The 20,296-nt window shown below is 65.7% G+C and carries 21 protein-coding genes; 7 read left to right on the forward strand and 14 right to left on the reverse strand.

Annotated elements, in window-relative coordinates; all coding sequences use genetic code 11:
• Positions 1-113 precede the first annotated feature (113 nt).
• From SB816_RS03100 to SB816_RS03110, 3 genes are all read left to right on the forward strand, one after another.
• The gene (locus tag SB816_RS03100) at positions 114-821 is read left to right on the forward strand and encodes a Crp/Fnr family transcriptional regulator (RefSeq protein WP_054419840.1); all 708 of its coding nucleotides are present in this window, start codon (positions 114-116) and stop codon (positions 819-821) included.
• Between the two features lie 203 nt (positions 822-1,024).
• The gene (locus SB816_RS03105) at positions 1,025-1,486 is read left to right on the forward strand and encodes a MarR family winged helix-turn-helix transcriptional regulator (protein WP_054500368.1); all 462 of its coding nucleotides are present in this window, start codon (positions 1,025-1,027) and stop codon (positions 1,484-1,486) included.
• 155 nt (positions 1,487-1,641) lie between these two features.
• Positions 1,642-2,070 (forward strand): organic hydroperoxide resistance protein, encoded by a 429-nt coding sequence (locus SB816_RS03110; RefSeq protein WP_024070675.1) that lies wholly within the window; start codon positions 1,642-1,644, stop codon positions 2,068-2,070.
• 483 nt (positions 2,071-2,553) lie between these two features.
• Here the strand turns inward: SB816_RS03110 and SB816_RS03115 are convergent, their stop codons facing one another.
• From SB816_RS03115 to SB816_RS03145, 7 genes are all read right to left on the reverse strand, one after another.
• Positions 2,554-3,276 (reverse strand): ABC transporter ATP-binding protein, encoded by a 723-nt coding sequence (locus SB816_RS03115; RefSeq protein WP_175168403.1) that lies wholly within the window; start codon positions 3,274-3,276, stop codon positions 2,554-2,556.
• Between the two features lie 16 nt (positions 3,277-3,292).
• On the reverse strand, positions 3,293-5,218 hold the full coding sequence (locus SB816_RS03120; protein WP_054500370.1) for a branched-chain amino acid ABC transporter ATP-binding protein/permease: 1,926 nt from the start codon (positions 5,216-5,218) through the stop codon (positions 3,293-3,295).
• 3 nt (positions 5,219-5,221) lie between these two features.
• On the reverse strand, positions 5,222-6,094 hold the full coding sequence (locus tag SB816_RS03125) for a branched-chain amino acid ABC transporter permease (protein ID WP_049076953.1): 873 nt from the start codon (positions 6,092-6,094) through the stop codon (positions 5,222-5,224).
• Between the two features lie 142 nt (positions 6,095-6,236).
• On the reverse strand, positions 6,237-7,400 hold the full coding sequence (locus SB816_RS03130) for an ABC transporter substrate-binding protein (protein WP_049076952.1): 1,164 nt from the start codon (positions 7,398-7,400) through the stop codon (positions 6,237-6,239).
• A gap of 333 nt (positions 7,401-7,733) precedes the next feature.
• The gene (locus tag SB816_RS03135) at positions 7,734-8,675 is read right to left on the reverse strand and encodes a LysR substrate-binding domain-containing protein (protein ID WP_063569609.1); all 942 of its coding nucleotides are present in this window, start codon (positions 8,673-8,675) and stop codon (positions 7,734-7,736) included.
• 52 nt (positions 8,676-8,727) lie between these two features.
• Positions 8,728-9,093 carry an antibiotic biosynthesis monooxygenase family protein gene (locus SB816_RS03140; protein ID WP_064528422.1) on the reverse strand — a complete coding sequence of 122 codons (366 nt, stop codon included), beginning with the start codon at positions 9,091-9,093 and terminating at the stop codon, positions 8,728-8,730.
• 5 nt (positions 9,094-9,098) lie between these two features.
• A complete protein-coding gene (locus SB816_RS03145; RefSeq protein WP_054500373.1) occupies positions 9,099-9,731 on the reverse strand; it encodes a LysE/ArgO family amino acid transporter in 633 nt (210 codons plus the stop codon).
• Positions 9,732-9,880: 149 nt separating this feature from the next.
• Between SB816_RS03145 and SB816_RS03150 the strand changes: the two genes are divergently transcribed.
• Both SB816_RS03150 and SB816_RS03155 read left to right on the forward strand, forming a co-directional pair.
• On the forward strand, positions 9,881-10,780 hold the full coding sequence (locus tag SB816_RS03150; RefSeq protein ID WP_064528424.1) for a LysR family transcriptional regulator ArgP: 900 nt from the start codon (positions 9,881-9,883) through the stop codon (positions 10,778-10,780).
• A 19-nt stretch (positions 10,781-10,799) separates the two neighbouring features.
• Positions 10,800-11,291, forward strand: a complete 492-nt coding sequence (locus SB816_RS03155; protein ID WP_054500374.1) for a copper chaperone PCu(A)C — start codon at positions 10,800-10,802, stop codon at positions 11,289-11,291.
• Positions 11,292-11,389: 98 nt separating this feature from the next.
• Here the strand turns inward: SB816_RS03155 and gdhA are convergent, their stop codons facing one another.
• Positions 11,390-12,736: an NADP-specific glutamate dehydrogenase gene (gdhA, locus tag SB816_RS03160; RefSeq protein ID WP_054500375.1), complete on the reverse strand. Its 1,347-nt coding sequence runs from the start codon at positions 12,734-12,736 to the stop codon at positions 11,390-11,392.
• Positions 12,737-13,187: 451 nt separating this feature from the next.
• A complete protein-coding gene (locus tag SB816_RS03165) occupies positions 13,188-13,976 on the reverse strand; it encodes an exodeoxyribonuclease III (protein ID WP_049076940.1) in 789 nt (262 codons plus the stop codon).
• Between the two features lie 134 nt (positions 13,977-14,110).
• Between SB816_RS03165 and pyrE the strand changes: the two genes are divergently transcribed.
• On the forward strand, positions 14,111-14,800 hold the full coding sequence (gene pyrE / locus SB816_RS03170; RefSeq protein ID WP_064528428.1) for an orotate phosphoribosyltransferase: 690 nt from the start codon (positions 14,111-14,113) through the stop codon (positions 14,798-14,800).
• Here pyrE and SB816_RS03175 read toward each other — a convergent pair.
• The 5 genes from SB816_RS03175 to gatC all read right to left on the reverse strand — a co-directional run bounded on the left by SB816_RS03175 (position 14,715) and on the right by gatC (position 18,973).
• Positions 14,715-15,287: a type II toxin-antitoxin system VapC family toxin gene (locus SB816_RS03175; RefSeq protein WP_081273661.1), complete on the reverse strand. Its 573-nt coding sequence runs from the start codon at positions 15,285-15,287 to the stop codon at positions 14,715-14,717. The two genes, pyrE and SB816_RS03175, sit on opposite strands and share 86 nt — an antisense overlap.
• Positions 15,284-15,535 (reverse strand): hypothetical protein, encoded by a 252-nt coding sequence (locus SB816_RS03180; protein WP_054500378.1) that lies wholly within the window; start codon positions 15,533-15,535, stop codon positions 15,284-15,286. Before SB816_RS03180 ends, SB816_RS03175 begins: the two co-directional genes overlap by 4 nt.
• Positions 15,536-15,662: 127 nt before the next feature.
• Positions 15,663-17,120 (reverse strand): Asp-tRNA(Asn)/Glu-tRNA(Gln) amidotransferase subunit GatB, encoded by a 1,458-nt coding sequence (gatB, locus tag SB816_RS03185; protein ID WP_410546492.1) that lies wholly within the window; start codon positions 17,118-17,120, stop codon positions 15,663-15,665.
• 2 nt (positions 17,121-17,122) lie between these two features.
• Positions 17,123-18,661 (reverse strand): Asp-tRNA(Asn)/Glu-tRNA(Gln) amidotransferase subunit GatA, encoded by a 1,539-nt coding sequence (gene gatA, locus SB816_RS03190; RefSeq protein ID WP_054500380.1) that lies wholly within the window; start codon positions 18,659-18,661, stop codon positions 17,123-17,125.
• A gap of 3 nt (positions 18,662-18,664) precedes the next feature.
• Positions 18,665-18,973: an Asp-tRNA(Asn)/Glu-tRNA(Gln) amidotransferase subunit GatC gene (gene gatC, locus SB816_RS03195; protein WP_054500381.1), complete on the reverse strand. Its 309-nt coding sequence runs from the start codon at positions 18,971-18,973 to the stop codon at positions 18,665-18,667.
• A gap of 226 nt (positions 18,974-19,199) precedes the next feature.
• Here gatC and SB816_RS03200 point away from each other — a divergent pair, with 226 nt between their 5' ends.
• Positions 19,200-20,243: a rod shape-determining protein gene (locus tag SB816_RS03200; RefSeq protein WP_006391829.1), complete on the forward strand. Its 1,044-nt coding sequence runs from the start codon at positions 19,200-19,202 to the stop codon at positions 20,241-20,243.
• The last annotated feature ends 53 nt before the right edge of the window (positions 20,244-20,296 follow it).

Genomic DNA, 20,296 nt, shown 5'->3' on the forward strand with positions numbered 1-20,296 from the left:
GCGGTTGCGCTTGACCAGTTGGTTTTAGATTTACGGCAGGAGTTAAGGTATAAGGTTGGGTTGCTACCAACTGTCACCATCGCGACATTCAAGGAACTTTTAGGGTATTCCCGATGCAGCTATCCGACTCCCTGCAACTGGCCGCGGCCTGGTTTCGCGTACTCGACGCCGAGCAGCAAGCGCGCGTCGAGCGAGACCTGTCCGTGCAGCAGGTTGCCGCCGGGTCGATCATAGAGCGCAAAGGCGAACTCGCCCAGGCTTGGATCGGCGTGCTGGCCGGCCTGGTGAAGGTGTCGGTGGGAAATGCCGAAGGCAAGGTCGCATCGCTGACCGGCGTGCCCGCCGGCGGCTGGATCGGCGAGGGTTCGCTGCTCAAGCGCGAAGTCCGCAAGTACGACATCGTGGCGCTGCGCGATTCCGTCGTCGCGCGCCTGCCGGCAGCCACTTTCGATTGGCTGCTGGACACCAGCATTCCCTTCAACCGCTACCTGCTGCACCAGTTGAACGAACGCGTCGCCCAGTTCATCGGCAAGGCCGAATACGACCGTCTGCTCGATCCGGATGCGCGCGTGGCGCGCTGCCTGGCCGAGCTGTTCAACCCGCTGCTGTACCCCGGCATGGGCATGCGCCTGACGATCACGCAGGAAGAGGTCGGTTACCTCGCGCGAGTCTCGCGCCAGCGCGCCAACCAGGCGCTGCGCAAGCTGGAAGAGGCCGGCCTGCTGAATGTCGAGTACGGCGCCGTGCGGGTGCTGGACCTGGACGGCTTGAAGCGCTACGGTTCCGACCGCGGGGCGCTGGAAGGCGAGCACGCCGCCTGAACGGCGGCCGAGACGCCAGCCTTGGTCGACACGGCGCGGGGCGCAGGCGCTGGGGGTGTCGCCTGATCCCCGTCCCCCTCTTCGACGGGATCTCCCTGCCGCAGCGCAACAGGCGAGGGGACGCCAACTGCCCAATTACCATGGCGGATACAAAAGCCAAAAAAGTGCTTGACGATAAATAGCGCGCTATTTAATATTGCACAATGAAATCCAGATCCCAGCCCAAAAGCGCGTTCAACCCGCTGCTGCTAGATAGCCAACTGTGTTTCGCCCTGTACTCGACCTCCCTGGCGATGAACAAGGTGTACCGCAAGCTGCTGCGCGGCCTGGATCTGACGTATCCGCAGTACCTGGTCATGCTGGTGCTGTGGGAACGCGACGCAATCACGGTCACCGACATCGGCGAACGCCTGTTCCTGGATTCGGCCACCCTGACGCCCCTGCTCAAGCGGCTGGAGGCGGCAGGCCTGGTCACCCGGACCCGCGCGCAGGATGACGAACGCCAGGTCATCGTCACCCTGACCCGGCAGGGCCGCGACCTGCGCAACCAGGCCGAAGCCGTGCCCCACGCCATCGCCGCAGCGGCCCAGTGTTCGCTGGAAGAGGCGCAGGGCACCATGAAGTCGTTGCACGAATTGCGGGAAAAGTTGGTCAGCAGTCTTTGATTCGCAGTCTTTGCGGAGGATGATGGCAATCGCTGTCATTCCCGGTTATAAATAGTGCGCGATGTAATCGTGCGCTATCAATTCAGTAAGGGTCGAAGCGGGAACGGTCCCGCCAGCCCGGCAGTCCCCCCACCTTCATCCAAAAGGAAAGCACCATGTCCATCGAAAAAGTCCTCTACCGCGCCCACGCCCACGTCACCGGCGGCCGTGAAGGCACTGGCGTCTCCAGCGACGGCAACCTGAACGTCAAGCTGACCACCCCGAAGGAACTGGGCGGCGCCGGCGCGGCCGGCACCAACCCCGAGCAACTGTTCGCCGTCGGCTACTCCGCCTGCTTCATGGGCGCCATGAAGTTCGTCGCCGGCCGCGACAAGATCGCCATGCCCGCCAACGCCACCATCGACGGCTCGGTCGGCATCGGCCCCATCCCCACCGGTTTCGGCATCGAAGCCGAACTGAAGATCTCGCTGCCCGGCATGGACCGCGCCGAAGCCGAAAAACTCGTCGCCGCCGCCCACATCGTCTGCCCCTACTCGAACGCCACCCGCGGCAACATCGACGTCACCCTGACCATCACCGTCTAAGCAAAGCGCGCGTCCCGCGCGCCAAAAGCAAAGGCAGGATTGCGCCAAGCGCAATCCTGCCTTTTTTCATCCGCCCCACTCCCAAGAACAGGCGGCCCACTAAGCCGTCCGTCACCCGCGCGCAGCGTCATCCGCCAACGCAAAACCAGCGCGTAAGCCCAAAAAGGCCGCCCGCGCGGCCGCCTTTGGGCGGGCCCCGCAAGATCTTCGGCGATAAGCACTCGCGCCATAAAAACGCCAAGCACACCACCCGTCACTGCAACGCAGGAACCAAAGCAATCGCGAGCACGGTGGGGTGGCGGGCGGTGGCGGGCGGGGCGTGTAGATGCGCCCGAGGGAAACCGTAGGGAGCCGAAGGCGTACGAGGTTGACGCAGGGGCAGTCCGGAGCGAACGCTCCGGACCGCAATCGTAGCCCCGCCCGCCACCGCCCGCCGCCCCGCCGTGCGTCTCAAGAACTCAATCCCACGCAACCGCAAAAGAACTAATGCGCCCCCCCAAGATAAGCCGCCACCACAGCCGGATCATGCTTCAACTTCTCCGCACTCCCATGCACAGAAATCCGCCCATTCTCCAACACATACCCATAATCCGCGACATTCAACGCCGCCGCCGCAAACTGCTCGACCAGCAACATCGTCACCCCTTCATCCTTGAGCCGCGCAATGATCCGGAAAACCTCCTCCACCAGGATCGGCGCCAACCCCATCGACGGCTCATCCAGCAATACCAGCTCCGGATTCAGCATCACCGCCCGCGCCATCGCCAGCATCTGCTGCTCGCCGCCAGACAGCGTTCCCGCCAACTGATCGCGCCGTTCCTTCAGCCGAGGAAACAGATCCATCGCCCGCCCCAGGTCCGCCTGCACGTCGCCCTTGGGCCGGCTCCCCGTCAACCGGGGAAATGCGCCCAGCAGCAGATTGTCGGTGACGGAAAGCGTAGGAAACACCCGCCGTCCTTCCGGCGAATGCGCCAACCCCAGCCGCGCGATCCGATGCGACTCCAGCCCGTCGATGCGCTTGCCGCCCAGCGTCACTTCGCCCGCGGTCGGCCGGATCATCCCCGACAGCGCCCGCATCGTCGTCGTCTTGCCGGCCCCGTTCGAGCCGATCAGCGTCACCACCTTGGCCTTCGGGACCTCCATGCTGATGCCGTGCAGCACCTTCACCTTCCCGTAGCCCGCTTCCAGATTCTTGATCGATAGCATGTTGTCGTCCTTGGCGTCAGGCGGGCGCGCCGCCCAGATACGCCTCGATAACCTTGGCGTTGCTCTGCACTTCGTTGGGCAGCCCCTCGGCGATCTTCTGGCCGAAGTCCAGCACCGACACGGTGTCGCACACTCCCATCACCACATCCATGTGGTGCTCGATCAGGATCAGCGTGATGCCGTGGTCGCGCACCTTGCGGATGATGGCCAGCAGCTCGACGATGTCGGGCGCCGTCAGGCCGGCCGCCGGCTCATCCAGCAGCAGCAATTGCGGATCCAGCGCCAGCGCGCGGGCGATCTCCAGCAACCGCTGCTTGCCGTAGGGCAGGTTGCGCGCCTCCTCGTTGGCCATGCTGTCCAGCCCGACGAACTCCAGCAGCGCCAGCGCGCGGGCGCGGGCGCCTTGCTCCTCGCCCTTCCACTTGGACGTGCGCAGCGCGATGCCCGCCAGCCCGGTGGTGAACGTATGGTGCAGGCCCACCAGCACGTTCTCCAGCGCCGTCATTTCGCCGAACAGTTGCACGTTCTGGAACGTGCGGGCGATGCCCGATGCGGCGATGTCGGCCGGCGCCAGCCCCACCAGCGACTTGCCCGAGAACTCCACCGAGCCGGCCGTCGGCACGTAGATGCCGGTCAGCACGTTCATCATGGTGCTCTTGCCCGAGCCGTTCGGGCCGATCAGCCCGTGGATGGTGCCGCGCTTGATGGTCAGGTCGACCTGGTTGAGCGCCTTCAGGCCGCCGAACTGCATCAGCACCTGCTTGGCCGCCAACAGGGTCTCGCCCTGGCCGCGCGCGCTTTCGGGCGCGACTGCCTCCTGCTCCTTGACCAGGTCCTTCTTGACCGACAGCGCCGCGCGGCGGGTCGAGAAGAACAGGTTGCGCACGAAGCCGACAATGCCGTCGGGCAGGTAGTACACGACGAACAGGATCATGGCGCCGAAGATCGTCAGGCGCCAGTCGGTCACCGCGTCCAGCCAGTAAGAGAAGATCGCCAGCAGGATGGTGCCGACCACCGGCACCGCCACGCGGCGGGCCTCGGTGCGGCCCTTGGAGATGGCGATGGCGCTGCCCACCGTCACCAGGATCGCCACGCCCAGCGCGATCAGGCGGAAGGTGCCGATGTCGTCCAGCATCTTGGGCAGCAGCACGATGATCGACGCGCCCAGCAGCGCGCCGGTGCGGCTCTTGCGTCCGCCCATGATGATGGCCAGCAGGAACAGGATGGTCAGCTCGAAGTTGTAGGTGTTGGGCGAGATGTACTGCTCGGAATACGAGTACAACGCGCCCGCCAGGCCGGCGAAGCCGGCGCTGATGACGAAGGCGAACACCTTGTGCCGGTAGACCGACACGCCCATGCAGTCCGATGCGATCGGGCTGTCCCGCAGGGCCTCGAACGAGCGGCCCAGGTGCGACTTGAGGATGCGGTGCACCACGATCAGCGACAGCACCAGCAACGCCGCCACCAGCCAGAAGTACTCGCTCTTGGTCAGGATGTGCCCGCCGATCGACGGCTTGGGGATCTTGATGCCGAGGGGGCCTTCGGTCATGAAGGTCATCTCGTTGATCAGGATCTGGATGATGGTGCCGAACGCCAGCGTCACCATCGCCAGATACGGGCCGGTGACCCGCAGCGCCGGCAGCGCCAGCACCGCGCCGAACGCCGCCGCGATCAGGATGGCCGCCGGCAGCGTGACCCAGATCGGCATCTGCAGGTGGAAGAACAGCACGCCGGCCACATACGAGCCGATGCCGAACAGGCCGGCGTGGCCCAGCGACACCTGGCCGGTATAGCCCACCACGATATCGAGCCCGAACAGCAGGATCGAATAGATCATGATGGTTTCGATCAGGTGCAGGTAGTATGTGTTGGTCACGCCCAGCGGCACGGCGGCCAGGCAGGCCACGGCCACGATGGATAGCAGAAGGTGCAGGGGTTTCATCGATTACACCTTCTTGATCGCGGTCTTGCCGAACAGGCCGGCGGGCTTGAAGGTCAGTACGAGCAGCAGCAGGACCAGTCCCGGCACGTCTTTGTACCCCGTCGAAAGATAGAAACCGGTGGTGGTTTCGGCGATCCCCAGGATCAGGCCGCCCACCACCACGCCCATGCCGCTGGACAGGCCGCCGATGATGGCGACCGCGAAGGCCTTCAGGCCCAGCACCGCGCCCATGGTGGCGCCGGTCAGCGTCAGCGGCGCCACCAGCACGCCCGCGAAGGCGGCGGTCAGCGACGACAGGGCATACGAAAACGTGATCACCATGCCGGTGTTGATGCCCATCAGGCCGGCGGCGTCGCGGTCATTGGAGGTGGCGACGAAGGCCTTGCCGTAGATGGATTTGCGGTTGAACACTTCCACCAGCAGCATCATCGCCAGCGCGCCGAACACCACCAATAGCTCCATCGGCAGCACGTTGGCGCCCAGCACCTGGATCGGCGCCTCGGGCAGCGGCGAGGGAAAGCGCAGGTCGTCGCGGCCCCAGACATTCTCGGCCACGTTCTTGAAGATGATGCCCAGCGCGATGGTGGCCATGATCCAGCCGAACTCCGACCGCGTCTTGATGGCGGGCCGCACGCCGACGCGTTCGACCAGCACGCCTTGCGCGAAGCCGAAGATGCAGACGATGGGGATCATGACCCAGTAGTTCACGCCCAGTCCGACCAGCGTGAGCCCGACCAGCGCGCCCAGCATCAGGGCTTCGCCCTGGCCGAAGTTCAGGGTGCCGGATGTGGCGAAGGTGAGCTGGTATCCGAACGCGATGACGGCATAGATCATGCCTAGCGCGATACCGCTATAGATAAGCTGTAGAAGAATCATGGTATGTGTCGTGAGGCGCTGTGTTCCGTCCCAACCCCCTTGGGCAGAACGCTGTTGTCAGGCGACTGCATGCCGGCGCCCCGCGCACGGGGACGCCGGCGGCGGCGGCCGGGCAGCCGCCGCCGCATTGCTGCGGACGAACTTAGTTGGCCTTGACCACGCGGCCGCCCTTGACCTCGCCGATGACCACTTCCTTGGCGGTAATCGCGTCGTGGTTGTCGTGGGTGAAGGGCTTGTTGTAGGTCATCACCACGCCTTCGACGGGCGTCTGCAGGTTTTCGAGCGCCTCGCGGATCTTCGGGCCATCCGTGGAGTTGGCCTGCTTGATGGCCGCGGCCAGCAGGAAGATCGAGTCATAGCCCTGGGCTGCCGACACCGGCGAGTCGATGCGGTTGTTCTTGGGCTTGAACTTGGCCAGGTAGGCGTCGATGAACGCCTTGCGCTTGGGCGTGTCCGGGTCCTGGATGAAGGTCTGCGGCATGCGCGCGCCTTCGCCATTGGCGCCGGAGTTGTCGATGTAGTTGGCCATCGACAGCGTCCAGCTACCGATGATCGGCACCTTCCAGCCCAGCTTGGCCATGCCGTTGGCGATCTGCGCCAGCTCGGGGCCGATGCCGTAGGTCAGCACGGCTTCTGCGCCCGCGGCCTTGGCCTTGAGCAACTGGGCCGTCATGTCGACGTCCTTGATGTTGAACTTCTCGACGGCCACCGGCTTGATGCCCTTGGCGTCCAGGGCCTTTTCCAGGTCCTCGCGGCCGAGCTGGCCGTAGTTGGTCGAGTCGGCCAGGATCGCGACCTTCTTGAAGCCGCGGCGCGTGATGGCTTCTTCGACGATCATCGGCGCCTGGATGCTGTCGTGCGCCGCGTTGCGGAACACGTAGTTGTCCGGGTATTCCGGCGCCTTGAACTGGTGCGTGATGACGCTGCCGGTGGCGACGTTGTTGAACACCGGAATCTTGGCGTCCTGATAGAAGCGCTGCGAGGCCAGCGCCACGCCGGTATTGATGTAGCCGACCGTGGCCGTGACCTGTTCCTTGTTGATCAGCTCCTGGGCGATCTGCACGCCGCGTTCGTTCTTGGCTTCGTCGTCGCGCTCCACCGCGACCAGTTGCCGGCCGAGCACGCCGCCGCTCTTGTTGATTTCCTCGATGGCCAGGCGCACGCCGTCGCGCATGCTGACGCCCATGGAGGACGAGCCTCCGGTGTAGGGACCGGCCACGCCGATCTTGATGGGGTCGGCGGCGTAGCCCGCGGCCGATACGGCAAAAGCAAGGGTTCCTGCAAGCAGCTTCAAACGAAAATCCATGGATGTCTCCGTTGTAATTAGTAGAACTGCGTGGAAAACCGTGTGCCGGCGCCAGGCGGCGAGGAAAGAGGTTGGTGGCGCGCTCCTGTGTTGCGTGTTGTGACTGTCTGCTTAATCGCTTACGCGAATCTGACCGCGCGGGGTTTTTCCGCGTAAATACCTAGTACGGGCGCACGGGCGCCGGATTCGGGCGCTGCGATGCAGCATGCGATGGAAAAAGATCCGGCAACGCCGAGACGCGACGCCAGCCTGTCGCGCGCGGCCATATTCGGCGCATCCTAGCCAGCGATGCGCCAGGGTGCGCGGAATTTCCTTCCGCCCGGGGCTGGAAATTTATTCCGGCTTGGCCGGCAGGCCGCGCGGCCATTGGGATGCGCGTTCGCAGACCTCGGCCAGCCATAGGGAAAACGCTTGGGCCGCGCCGCCGGGCGGGCGCGAGATTTCGGTGCACAGGTGGTACTGGGATTCACCCGGTGTTTCGATGTCGAGCACGCGCAGCAATTTGCCTTCATCGAGCCATTCGGCGGCGAGGGTGCGGCGGGTCAAGGCGATGCCCTGGCCGGCGCGGGCCGCCGCCAGCATCATGCCCAGGTCGACCAGCCAGACGCCGCGGGCGGGCTCGGGCCAGTCCAATCCCGCCGCGGCCAGCCATGGACGCCAGGGTTCCATCGGGCAGCGCAGCAGCGCGGCGCGCGCCAGGTCCTGGGGACGGTCGAACGGGCCGTGGGCGTCGCGATAGGCCGGCGAGCACACGGCGAACACCGGGTCGGTGGTCAGCGGCCGGGCATGCAGGCCGGGGTATTTGCCGCTGCCGAAGCGGATCCAGACATCGGCGTTTGGCGGCGTGATGTCCAGGTAGGGAATCGACAGCATGATCTCCAGCTCGACGTCCGGATGGGCGGCGGTGAAACCGGGCAGCGCGGGGATCAGCACCTGGCGGGCGAAGGTGGGCGTGGAAACGACCCGCAGGGGCTCGAGCTTGGGTTCGCCGCGCTTGTGCAGCGAGGCGTCCGACAGCAGGTCGAGCGCGGTGCGCACCTGCTCCAGGTATTCGCGCCCGGCGGCGCTCAGGGTGGCGCCTCGGCTGCTGCGGATGAACAGGGTGACGTCGAGCTGCGCTTCCAGCGCGGCGATGCGCTTGCCGATGGCGCTGGCGGTGACGAAGAGTTCTTCGCTGGCGCGCTCGAACGAACCGAGCCGGGCGGCCGCCTCGAAGGCCTGGATGGCGGCCAGCGGCGGCAGGCGCACGTCTTTGGAAGGGGAGGGTCCGCGCATGATCGTCTGGCGGGCCGGCCATGCGCCCGACGAAAGAGTGGCAACCCGGCGATTATAAAAGTGCTGGACCGGGCAGTCCGTCCCCGTATTCCCTAAGCACCTGGGCGATGATCACCCGGTAGCCGTCCAGCCAGCGCGACTGCGCGGCCTTGGCCTGCTGGTGGGCGGGGTGGCGGATCAGGGCTTCCAGGGCTTCAAGCGATTCCCAGTAGTAGACATTGGCGTACAGGCCGCGCGCGGGATCTTCCCAGGCTTCCTCGCCCAGGTAGCCCGGAGTGGTCCGCGCCGCCGTGGCGATGGCCTGGTCGAGCCGGTGGAAGTCGTCGTCGAACTGCTTCTTGGCGAAGATGAAGGTGGCGGTGTAGCGCGCCGGCCCCGGGTGGGCGGGGCCAGCAGGACAGGCGGCGGTATCGGGCATGGCCGTCAGACGCCCTTGACCGCCAGGCTGATCGCCAGGCCGGCCATGACCACGGCGATGACGCCGTCCAGCACGCGCCAGGCCGAGGCGCTGGCGAAAAAGCGCGCGAACAGGCGCGAGCCGATGCCCAGCACGGCCAGCCACAGCAGGCTGGCGGTGAAGGCGCCGGCGGCGAACGCCATACGGGCGTCCTCGAAGCCGTGGGCCAGCGAGCCCACCACCACCATGTCGAGCCAGAAATGCGGGTTCAGCAGCGAAAAGCCCAGCGCGCCCAGCATCGCGGCGCGGCGCGAGGGCACCACGTCGCGCGCGGCGGCCAGGCCGCCGGTGGCGGTCCAGGCGCGGCGCGCCGATTGCAGCGCGTACCAGGACAGGAACGCCACGCCGAACCACAGCACCGCGGTGGTCAGCCACGGGAACCAGGCGGTCAGGGCCTGCAGGCCCGAGACGCTGGCGAAGATGAAGATGGCGTCGATCAGGGCGCAGATGGCGACCACCGACAGCAGGTGCGCGCGCATCAATCCCTGGCGCAGGATGAATGCGCTCTGCGCGCCGACGACGGCGAACAGGCCCAGCCCGGTGGCCGTGCCGCTGGCCCAGGCGGTGAGGAAGAGGGGGGAGGACAACGTGGCGAACATGACTGCGAACCTTTTGACTGCAACGCCTTGTGGCGGCGCTTGAATACCGGGCCGGCAGCGTTGCGCATGCCGGCAATGCAACATTTTCGCTTGCCGCCAATATGAAATACAGCTAATTTTCCTTCACTATATTAAGCAAAACTAATCCAATGAAAATCGATCATGGCAACCTGCGCGCCCTGGCCGCGGTGGTGCGCGAAGGCAGTTTCGAACGGGCCGCGCTGGCGTTGAGCGTGACGCCGTCGGCGGTGTCGCAGCGGATCAAGGCGCTCGAAGACCGCATGGGCCGGCTGCTGGTCCAGCGCACCGTGCCGGCCGCCGCCACCGCCGACGGTCAGGTACTGGTGCAATTGGCCGAGCAGACCGCGCTGCTGGAGCACGACGCGCTGAACCGGCTGGGCGTGGCGGACGACGATGTGCCGCACGCCAGCATCCCCATCGCCGTCAACCACGACAGCCTGGAGACCTGGTTCGTCGACGCGGCGCTGCAGTTTTCCAACCGCACCCGCGCCACGCTCGACATGCAGTCCGAAGACCAGGACCACACCGCCGCGCTGCTGCGCAACGGCTCGGTGCTGGGCGCGGTGACGACGCTGGCCGATCCGGTGCAGGGCTGCCGCATCCATGCGCTGGGCAGCATGCGCTACGTAGCGACGTGCACGCCGGCTTTCCACAAACGCTACTTCGCGCAAGGCGTGAACGCGCAGACGCTGGCGCAGGCGCCAGTGCTGGTGTTCAACCGCAAGGACGCCTTGCAGGCCCGCTTCGCCCACAAGATCTCCGACCCGGCGCCGTGGCAGCCGCCGGTCTGGTGGGTGCCGTCCACGCGCGCCTTCGTGCAGGCTACGCTGGGCGGGCTGGGCTGGACGATGAATCCGCTGCCGCTGGTGCAGGAACATCTTGACGCAGGTCATCTGGTGCTGCTGCGGGGCCGCGCCTGGGAGGATGTGCCCCTGTATTGGCAGCATTGGCGGGTAAACTCCGAGGCCATGGAAGCTTTGACCGACTCGGTTCTGTCAGCCGCCCGCAGCCTGGTCCGGCGGCGTTAACCCTTTAGGAGAACACCTCATGAACATCCGCAAGTTCGCCGCTGTCGCCATCCTGGGCCTGTGCGCGGCCGGGTCCGCCTGGGCCAAGGACTACAAGGTTGGCGAGGTCGAGGTCGATGATCTCTGGGTGCGCGCGTCCGCGCCGGGCCAGTCCAACGGCGCCGGCTACATGGATATCGACAACGATGCCAAGACGCCCGACCGCCTGCTATCGATCTCTTCCGACGCCGCCGAGCGCGTCGAGCTGCATACGGTCGAAACCGCCAACGGCGTGGCCAAGATGCGCCAGGTCGAGGGCGGCATCCCGCTGCCGGCCAATGGCGAGGTCAAACTTTCGCCGGGCGGCTATCACGTCATGTTCATCAAGCTGAAGGCGCCGTTCGCCGAGGGCGCCACCGTGCCAGCCACGCTCAAGTTTGAAAAGGCGGGCGAGGTGGCGGTGCAGTTCAAGGTCAAGCCGGCTTCGCACAATCCCGGCATGAGCCATGACCACGGGGCGATGAAGCACTGATCCCGCCAGGCGGTCCGGAATAAAGAAAGGCGGCAGGCTGTTCGAGCCTGCCGCCTTTCTTTTGCCGCCAGCCGGCGCACGGGGCGCCGGCATGTCGATCAATACAGCCCTTGCTGGCGCATCGCGTCGGCGACCTTGACGAAGCCGGCGATGTTGGCGCCGTCCAGGTAGTTCACGTATTCGCGCTCGCTGTGGCCGTGGCGCACGCAATTCTCGTGGATGTCGCGCATGATGGCGTGCAGGCGCGTGTCCACTTCTTCGCGGGTCCACGCCAGGCGGGCCGAGTTCTGGGCCATCTCCAGGCCCGACACGGCCACGCCGCCAGCGTTGCTGGCCTTGCCCGGGGCGTACAGCACGCGGGCGGCGATGAAGGCCTTGGCGGCGTCCAGGGTGGCGGGCATGTTGGCGCCTTCGGCCACGCATTGCACGCCGTTCTTGATCAGCGTTTCGGCGTCGGCCAGTTCCAGCTCATTCTGGGTGGCGCAGGGCAGGGCCACGTCCACGGGCACGTGCCACGGGCGCTTGCCGGGTTCGTAGACCAGGCCGAATTGGCGTGCGTAGGCGTCCAGGCGGCCGCGCAGGTCATTCTTGACGTGCATCAGCGCCACCAGCTTCTCGTGGTTGAAGCCGGCTTCGTCGACCACCGTGCCGTTCGAGTCGGACACCGTCACGACCTTGGCGCCCAGCGCCATGGCCTTCTCGATGGCGTACTGGGCCACGTTGCCCGAGCCCGAGACCGACACGCGCAGGCCGTCGAACGACTTGCCGACGCGCTTGAGCATTTCCTCGGCGAAGTAGACGGTGCCGTAGCCGGTGGCTTCGGGGCGGATCAGGCTGCCGCCGAAGGTCAGACCCTTGCCGGTGAAGACGCTGGCGGTGGAGTTCGACAGCTTCTTCATCATGCCGGCCATGAAGCCGACTTCACGCGCGCCCACGCCGATGTCGCCGGCCGGCACGTCGGTGTCCGGGCCCAGGTGGCGGTACAGCTCGATCATCAGGGCCTGGCAGAAGCGCATGACTTCGGCGTCGGACTTGCCCTTGGGGTCGAAGTCGGAGCCGCCCTTGCCGCCGCCCATGGGCAGCGTGGTCAGCGAGTTCTTCAGGGTCTGCTCGAACGCCAGGAACTTCAGGATCGACAGGTTCACCGAGGGGTGGAAACGCATGCCGCCCTTGAACGGGCCGATGGCCGAGCTGTGCTGGATGCGGAAAGCGCGGTTGACCTGCGCCTGGCCCTTGTCGTCGGTCCAGCACACGCGGAACTGGATCACGCGTTCCGGTTCCACCAGGCGCTCGAGCAGGGCGTGCTCGGCGTAGTGGGGGTGCTTTTCGATGAAAGGCCACAGACTCAGCATCACCTCCTGGACGGCTTGCATGAATTCCGGTTGCTGCGGATCGCGCACGGCGACGCTACGCAGGAAGTCGTCCAGACGCTGCACTTTCAACATGATCTCCTTGGGGGCGCTTCGAATGAGTGCGGAGATGCGCTTTTTTGGGGCGTCTAATCTCCGGATTGGTGCAATACGCACCGGCTTGGTGCGAGATTGTAGGGCTAATTTGTTGCCCTGCGCAAAGCCGGGAGGCGCGCCATCATCTTGATATCAAAGCACTTTTTTCTTACTTTATTGGGGTCGCATTAGACTTTGGCGAGTGGGCGGAGAACCCGAGATTTCATAGGTGAAGCCATGGGGCATTGAATTCACAGGGAAAATTTATATGTCCCCAATATAATTGAGATCTCGGGCGCGGTGTGGGATCGCCGCCTCATAGGGGAATCCGGCCTTTTGGCGGGATATGGTCCTCATCTTGCGAGGTCAGTTCTGCTTTATATGTCCCTAATTTTATTTTGAACAGAATCATGCTCGGGCGGCGGACTTCGGCTCCCCGCCGCCCGCGTCTTCAGAGCGTGGCGTCGTAGTCGATGGTCAGCGGCGCGTGGTCGGAAAAGCGTTCGTCCTTGTAGATGGCGACGCTGCGCGCGCGGGCGGCGATGCCCGGCGTGGCGATCTGGTAGTCGATGCGCCACCCGACGTTCTTGGCCCAGGCCTGGCCTCGGTTGCTCCACCAGGTGTATTGGTCGGGGCGGTCGTCGATGGTGCGGAACACGTCCACAAAGCCGCGCTTGTCGAAGACGTCGGTCAGCCAGGCGCGTTCCTCGGGCAGGAAGCCGGAGTTCTTCAGGTTGCCCTTCCAGTTCTTGAGGTCGATCTCCTTGTGGGCGATGTTCCAATCGCCACAGATGATGAATTCGCGGCCGGTCTTCTTGTGTTCGTGCATCAACTCGTCGATCCATGGGCCGAAGCGGTCCAGGAAGCGGTACTTGGCCTGCTGGCGTTCGTCGCCGCTGGAGCCGGAGGGCAGGTAGGCGCTGATCACGGACAGGTTTTTCCAGTCGGCGCGGATGACGCGGCCTTCCGGGTCGAACTCCTCGCAGCCCAGGCCGATGTTGACGCGCTCGGCCGCGTCGCGCAGGTAGATGCCGACGCCGCTGTAGCCTTTCTTGACGGCATGGTGGAAGTGGCCGGTGTAGCCCGGCGGGTGGCGCAGGTCGTCGGTCAGGTCCTCGTCGGACACCTTGATTTCCTGCAGGCACAGCACGTCGGCGGCGTGCTTTTCCATCCAGGGTTGCAGGCCCTTGCGGAAGGCGGACCGGATGCCATTGAGGTTGATCGACGTGATGCGCAGCAAAGCGGGACTCCTGTAGAGCGGCCGGAAACGGCCGGAACAATGCCAGGAATTTAACCGACTGGGCGACGTTGTCCGGGAAAGGCCCCGACAGCGGATAAAATGCCGGGGTTTGCCACCTCCCGGATCCTCTTCGCATGTCTGCCGCCCACACCGCCTCCGCCACCTCGCTCGACTTTGTCCGCTTCGCCCTGAACGAAGGCGTGCTGCGCTTTGGCAGCTTCAAGGTGAAGTCCGGTCGTATCAGTCCCTATTTCTTTAATGCGGGCCTGTTCAACAGCGGCGCATCGGTCGGCAAGCTGGCGGGTTTCTACGCCCAGGCGCTCCTGGATTCGGGCGTGGCCTTCGACATGCTGTTCGGCCCGGCCTACAAGGGCATCCCGCTGGCCACGGCAACCGCTGTCGCGCTGGCCAGCCATCCCGAGATGCAGGGCCGCAGCGACGTGCCGTTTGCCTACAACCGCAAGGAAGCCAAGGACCACGGCGAAGGCGGCACCCTGGTGGGCGCGCCGCTCAAGGGCAAGGTCGTCATCATCGACGATGTGATCACTGCGGGCACCTCGGTGCGCGAGTCGGTGGAGATCATCCGCAGCGCCGGCGCCGAGCCGGCCGCGGTGCTGATCGCCATGGACCGCATGGAACGCGCGGGCGCCGACGACGCGCTGTCGGCGCACTCGGCGGTGCAGGACGTGGCCAAGACCTATGGCATTCCGGTGGTGGCGATTGCATCGCTGGCGGACATCATGGCGTTGCTGCAGGACGACGCCGCGTTCGCCGAGCACCGCGAGGCGGTGCAGGCGTACCGGACGAAGTACGGGGTGAAGTAAGCGCGAGTCGGCCAAGGCATTGCCGGCCACCGTATCGCGCGACAGGCTCGTCAAGCCTGTGGGTCGGCTCATGCCCAACGACCAACACGCCGCTCGCATGTGCCGCTTGCGCCAGACGTTTGTCGAACGTGGCCAGCGCCGCACCGCGCCATAACGCGAGTTCCAGGTACGAGGCGTCGTAAACGGTAAGCCCGTGTTCGCGGGCGAGCCGCTCGCATTGAGGCAACCAGGCGGTAGAGGGGCGCGATTCGTTGACGACGGGTACGCTGTTCAGCACGGCAGAGAATTTGGCCAATATGGCTGCCGTGGCCTGTTGCTGCCGCTCGACGCGCAAGGTGCCTTGAGCCACTTCCATTGGCCAGATCTGCGGGACAAGGATGGCTTCGCCGTTCAGGTCGTCCAGGATGGCAAACGCCTGTTCGCTGCAGGTTTGACTGGGCAATCGCAGCCAGCTCAACGCAACCGAGGCATCGAGCACGAGCTTCATTCGCGGACCCCTTTGACGGCGTACCACCAGGTGGCTTCGTCGGTGTACGGGATGGCCGGGAACCGTTTCAGTTCTTCTATCGCATTGTGACCCGCTTCGGTCATCAGGGGATTGACCCGCCTGAGCTGCGCTTGCGCCAGACCGTCATGGGTGATGACAACGAACACACCATCGTTTGCGGCTTGGATCATTTCGTCGAGTCGATCCGCAACTTGTTCGCGTGGGATGGATAGGTAGGGGGCGTTCATGGCCGAAATCTCCAGTCGGAATTGACCGGATCATTCTTGGCCAAGCAAAAGGCCGCGACAAGATGCCGCGGCCATAGGAGTGGTCTGATCTTGCGCGCCGCCTCGAGGTCGGGGTGGCGCAGAGGGATCAGTTGTCCAGCTTCTGCTTGAGCAGGTCGTTGACCTGCTGCGGGTTGGCCTTGCCGCGCGCGGCCTTCATGATCTGGCCGACCAGCGAGTTGAACGCCTTCTGCTTGCCGGCGCGGTATTCCTCGACGATGGCCGGATTGGCCGCCAGCACCTCGTCGATCATGGCGCCGATGGCGCCGGTGTCGCTGATCTGCTTCAGGCCGCGGGCCTCGATGATGGCGTCGGGCTGGCCGCCGTTTTCGCCTGCCCACATGGCGCCGAACACTTCGCGCGCGATCTTGTTGGAGATCGTGCCGTCGATGATGCGGTTGATCAGCGCGGCCAGGGCAGGGGCCTGCACCGGCGAATCGGCGATGGCCTTTTCTTCCTTGTTCAGCGTGGCGGCCACTTCGCCCATGATCCAGTTGGCGGCCAGCTTGGCCTGGCCGGCCGGCAGCGCGTGCGCCACGGCCTCGAAATAGGCGGCCAGATCGCGGCTGACGGTCAGTTGCGCGGCGTCGTAGGCCGGCAGGCCATACTCGGACTCGAAGCGGGCGCGCTGGGCGGCCGGCAGTTCGGGCATGGCGGCGCGGACCTGGTCGACCCATTCGCGCGAGATCACGAGCGTGGGCAGGTCGGGATCGGGGAAGTAACGGTAGTCGTGCGCGTCTTCCTTGCTGCGCATGCTGCGGGTTTCGTCGCGGTCGGCGTCGTACAGGCGGGTTTCCTGGACCACGGTGCCGCCGTCCTCGATCAGCTCGATCTGGCGCCGCGCTTCATACGTGATGGCGCGTTCCAGGAAGCGGAACGAGTTGACGTTCTTGATCTCGGTGCGGGTGCCGAATTCCTTTTGGCCGACCGGACGCACGGAGACGTTGGCGTCGCAGCGGAACGAGCCTTCCTGCATGTTGCCGTCGCAGATGCCGAGCCACACCACCAGGCTGTGCAGGGCGCGGGCGTAGGCCACGGCCTCGGCGGCCGAGCGCATTTCCGGTTCGGTGACGATTTCCAGCAGCGGCGTGCCGGCGCGGTTCAGGTCGATGCCGCTGGCCGGCGAGCCGTTGGCCAGGGTGAAATTGTCGTGCGAGGACTTGCCCGCGTCTTCTTCCAGGTGCGCGCGCGTCAGGTTGACGGTCTTTTCTTCCTCGCCGACGAAGAACGACAGCGAACCGCCCACCACCACCGGCAGTTCGTACTGGCTGATCTGGTAGCCCTTGGGCAGGTCGGGGTAGAAGTAGTTCTTGCGGGCGAACACCGAACGCGGCGCGATCTCGGCGCCGACCGCCAGGCCGAAGCGGATGGCGCGTTCGGCGGCGCCGCGGTTCATGACCGGCAGGCTGCCCGGCAAGGCCAGGTCGACTTCGTTGGCGTGGGTGTTGGGCGCGGCGCCGAACTCGGTGCTGCTGCCCGAAAAGATCTTGGAGTCGGTGGAAAGCTGGGTATGCGTTTCCAGGCCGATGACGATTTCCCAGTTCATGCTTAGGCGTCCTGCTGGGCCGGCGTGGCCTTGTGCCACGTCGTGACTTGTTGGTAGCGGTCGGCGATGGCCAGGAGGCGGCCTTCGTCGAAGTAATTGCCGATGATCTGCAGGCCGACGGGGCGGAGATTCTCGCTTCCTCCGAAACCGCACGGAACCGACATGGCCGGCAGGCCCGCCAGGCTGACGCCCAGCGTGTAGACGTCGGCCAGCCAGTCGGCGGTGGGGTCGTCGCGGTTGTCGCCGATGTTCTTGGCCACCGTCGGGGTCACCGGGCCCATGATGACGTCGCACTGGCCGGCGAAGGCGCGCTGGAAGTCCTGGGCGATCATGCGGCGCAGGCGCTGGGCCTGCAGATAATAGGCGTCGTAATAGCCGTGCGACAGCACGTAGGTGCCGATCAGGATGCGGCGCTTGACCTCGTCGCCGAAACCTTCGGCGCGCGAGCGGCTGATCATCTCGTTCAGGTCGCCGTACTGCTTGGCGCGGTGGCCGTAGCGCACGCCGTCGTAGCGCGCCAGGTTGCTCGACGCTTCGGCGGGGGCGATGACGTAGTAGGCGGGGATGGCCAGCTCGGTGCGCGGCAGCGACACCGGCACGCGCACCGCGCCCAGGGCTTCGAACTGGGCCAGAGCGGCCTGCACCGCGGCGGCCACGTCCGGGGCCAGGCCGGCGCCGAAGTATTCCTCGGGTACGCCGATGCGCAGGCCCTTCAGGGGCTGGCTGCCGGCGGCGTCGAACTTGCCTTGCGCGGCGTCGAAATCGCGCCGCACGCGGCCCGGTTCGTTGATGGCGGCGTCGCATTTCTCGAGGCTGGTGGCGTCGCGCGGGTCGAAGCCGCTGATGACGTCCAGCAGTTCGAGCAGATCGCGGCTGCTGGGGGCCAGCGGGCCGGCCTGGTCCAGGCTGGAGCCGAAGGCGACCATGCCGTAGCGCGACACGGTGCCGTAGGTCGGCTTGATGCCGCTGACGCCGCACAGCGCGGCGGGCTGGCGGACCGAGCCACCGGTGTCGGTGCCCGTGGTGGCGGCCACCAGGCGGGCGGCGACGGCCGCGGCCGAACCGCCCGACGAGCCGCCGGGCACGGCGGCCGGATCCCAGGGGTTGCGGACCGCGCCGTAGGCCGAGTTCTCGTTGCCCGAGCCCATGGCGAACTCGTCGCAGTTGAGCTTGCCCAGCGACACGGCGCCGGCGGCCTGCAGGCGCTCGACCACGGTGGCGTCGAACGGGCTGACGTAGCCGTCCAGCATCTTGCTGCCGGCGGTGGTGCGCCAGCCGCGGGTGACGAAGGCGTCCTTGTGGGCGATGGGCACGCCGGCCAGCGGGCCGGCATTGCCGGCAGCCAGCGCGGCGTCGGCGGCGCGGGCCTGGGCCAGCGTTAATTCGGCGTCAATATGTAAGAAGGCGTTCAGGCCGCTGGCCGCTTCGGCGGCCGCGAGCGAGCTTTGCGCCAGCTCGACGGCGCTGACCTGGCGTTGGGCGAGGGCCGCGCGCAGGGCGGCGATCCCCTCGAATTGGGTGTGCAGGGCGGGTTGGGTCATGGCTTAATCGAGAACCTTGGGGACCAGGAAAAGACCGTCCTGGGCATCGGGGGCGTTGGCCAGCAGTTCGGCGCGGCGGGCCTCCGAGGCGGATTCGGTCACGGCGTCCTGGCGCAGGCGCAGCACGATGTCCTCGTGGGCCGACAGCGGGTGGGCGAGGGGTTCGACGCCCTGGGTGTCGACGGCCTGCAGCCGTTCGATCAGGTGGAGGATGCCATTGAGCTCGGCCTGCGCGTGGCCGCGCTGGTCCGGGGTCAGTTCGATTCTGGCCAGCCTGGCAATGCGGGCCACATCTGTGTCATTGAGCGCCATGGGGATTGCAAATATAGAGAAGCGGAGGCCGAGGGGGGACTGGGCAGTATGCACATGCCAAACCCGTTACAAAGCTTGAATAGCCTGCATTTATGCGCTATTTCCGGGGAAATTATAAGTTATGATTCACGGTTTAATCGCCGTGATGACAGGCGCACCCAGGCTTTCCTGGGCCGTACGCCCCGCGGCATGACCCCAATTCCCCCCAGAATTTAGCTGAGCTCCCATGTTCGGATTCCTGCGCAGTTATTTTTCCAGCGATATGGCGATCGACCTCGGTACCGCCAATACGCTGATCTACGTCCGCGGCAAGGGCATCGTGCTCGATGAGCCCTCCGTGGTCGCTATCCGTCATGAAGGCGGGCCGCACGGCAAGAAAATCATCCAGGCCGTCGGCCAGGAGGCCAAGCAGATGCTGGGTCGCGTGCCCGGCAACATCGAGGCCATCCGGCCCATGAAGGACGGCGTTATCGCCGACTTCACGGTCACCGAGCAGATGCTCAAGCAGTTCATCCGCATGGTGCACCCGCGCAACATGCTGGCGCCCAGCCCGCGCATCATCGTCTGCGTGCCCTGCGGTTCCACCCAGGTTGAACGCCGCGCCATCCGCGAATCGGCTCTCGGCGCCGGCGCCTCGCACGTGTTCCTGATCGAAGAACCCATGGCCGCGGCCATCGGCGCCGGCCTGGCCGTCTCCGACGCCAGCGGCTCCATGGTCGTGGACATCGGCGGGGGCACCACCGAAGTGGCGGTCATCTCGCTGGGCGGCATGGTCTACAAGGGTTCGGTGCGCGTCGGCGGCGACAAGTTCGACGAGGCCATCGTCAACTACATCCGCCGCAACTACGGCATGCTGATCGGCGAACCCACCGCCGAACTCATCAAGAAGGAAATCGGCTCGGCATTCCCGGGTTCCGAGGTCCGCGAAATCGAAGTCAAGGGCCGCAACCTGGCCGAAGGCGTGCCGCGCAGTTTCACGGTGTCGTCCAACGAAATCCTGGAATCGCTCACCGATCCGCTCAACCAGATCGTCTCGGCCGTCAAGATCGCCCTGGAGCAGACCCCGCCCGAACTCGGCGCCGACATCACCGACAAGGGCATTGCCCTGACCGGCGGTGGCGCGCTGCTGCGCGACCTCGACCGCCTGCTGCAGGAAGAGACCGGCCTGCCGGTGGTGGTCGCCGATGATCCCCTGACCTGCGTCGTGCGCGGCTGCGGCGAGGCGCTGGAACATCTTGAGAAACTGGGCGCGATCTTCATCAACGACTAATTCCGCCCGCCAGCCCGGAGCCCCGCTTTTTCCAGGCTCCGGCCGCTGCGGGG

The sequence above is a fragment of the Achromobacter sp. SIMBA_011 genome, from assembly GCF_046535435.1.
Taxonomy (GTDB): Bacteria; Pseudomonadota; Gammaproteobacteria; order Burkholderiales; family Burkholderiaceae_B; genus Achromobacter; species Achromobacter dolens.

Excerpts from the sequence above, each read along its gene's own strand:
- SB816_RS03100 (WP_054419840.1), top strand. The coding sequence starts at position 114 with ATGCAGCTATCCGACTCCCTGCAACTGGCCGCGGCCTGGTTTCGCGTA.
- SB816_RS03105 (WP_054500368.1), top strand. The coding sequence starts at position 1,025 with ATGAAATCCAGATCCCAGCCCAAAAGCGCGTTCAACCCGCTGCTGCTA.
- SB816_RS03110 (WP_024070675.1), top strand. The coding sequence starts at position 1,642 with ATGTCCATCGAAAAAGTCCTCTACCGCGCCCACGCCCACGTCACCGGC.
- SB816_RS03115 (WP_175168403.1), bottom strand. The coding sequence starts at position 3,276 with ATGCTATCGATCAAGAATCTGGAAGCGGGCTACGGGAAGGTGAAGGTG.
- SB816_RS03120 (WP_054500370.1), bottom strand. The coding sequence starts at position 5,218 with ATGAAACCCCTGCACCTTCTGCTATCCATCGTGGCCGTGGCCTGCCTG.
- SB816_RS03125 (WP_049076953.1), bottom strand. The coding sequence starts at position 6,094 with ATGATTCTTCTACAGCTTATCTATAGCGGTATCGCGCTAGGCATGATC.
- SB816_RS03130 (WP_049076952.1), bottom strand. The coding sequence starts at position 7,400 with ATGGATTTTCGTTTGAAGCTGCTTGCAGGAACCCTTGCTTTTGCCGTA.
- SB816_RS03135 (WP_063569609.1), bottom strand. The coding sequence starts at position 8,675 with ATGCGCGGACCCTCCCCTTCCAAAGACGTGCGCCTGCCGCCGCTGGCC.
- SB816_RS03140 (WP_064528422.1), bottom strand. The coding sequence starts at position 9,093 with ATGCCCGATACCGCCGCCTGTCCTGCTGGCCCCGCCCACCCGGGGCCG.
- SB816_RS03145 (WP_054500373.1), bottom strand. The coding sequence starts at position 9,731 with ATGTTCGCCACGTTGTCCTCCCCCCTCTTCCTCACCGCCTGGGCCAGC.
- SB816_RS03150 (WP_064528424.1), top strand. The coding sequence starts at position 9,881 with ATGAAAATCGATCATGGCAACCTGCGCGCCCTGGCCGCGGTGGTGCGC.
- SB816_RS03155 (WP_054500374.1), top strand. The coding sequence starts at position 10,800 with ATGAACATCCGCAAGTTCGCCGCTGTCGCCATCCTGGGCCTGTGCGCG.
- gdhA (WP_054500375.1), bottom strand. The coding sequence starts at position 12,736 with ATGTTGAAAGTGCAGCGTCTGGACGACTTCCTGCGTAGCGTCGCCGTG.
- pyrE (WP_064528428.1), top strand. The coding sequence starts at position 14,111 with ATGTCTGCCGCCCACACCGCCTCCGCCACCTCGCTCGACTTTGTCCGC.
- SB816_RS03175 (WP_081273661.1), bottom strand. The coding sequence starts at position 15,287 with ATGAAGCTCGTGCTCGATGCCTCGGTTGCGTTGAGCTGGCTGCGATTG.
- SB816_RS03180 (WP_054500378.1), bottom strand. The coding sequence starts at position 15,535 with ATGAACGCCCCCTACCTATCCATCCCACGCGAACAAGTTGCGGATCGA.
- gatB (WP_410546492.1), bottom strand. The coding sequence starts at position 17,120 with ATGAACTGGGAAATCGTCATCGGCCTGGAAACGCATACCCAGCTTTCC.
- gatA (WP_054500380.1), bottom strand. The coding sequence starts at position 18,661 with ATGACCCAACCCGCCCTGCACACCCAATTCGAGGGGATCGCCGCCCTG.
- gatC (WP_054500381.1), bottom strand. The coding sequence starts at position 18,973 with ATGGCGCTCAATGACACAGATGTGGCCCGCATTGCCAGGCTGGCCAGA.
- SB816_RS03200 (WP_006391829.1), top strand. The coding sequence starts at position 19,200 with ATGTTCGGATTCCTGCGCAGTTATTTTTCCAGCGATATGGCGATCGAC.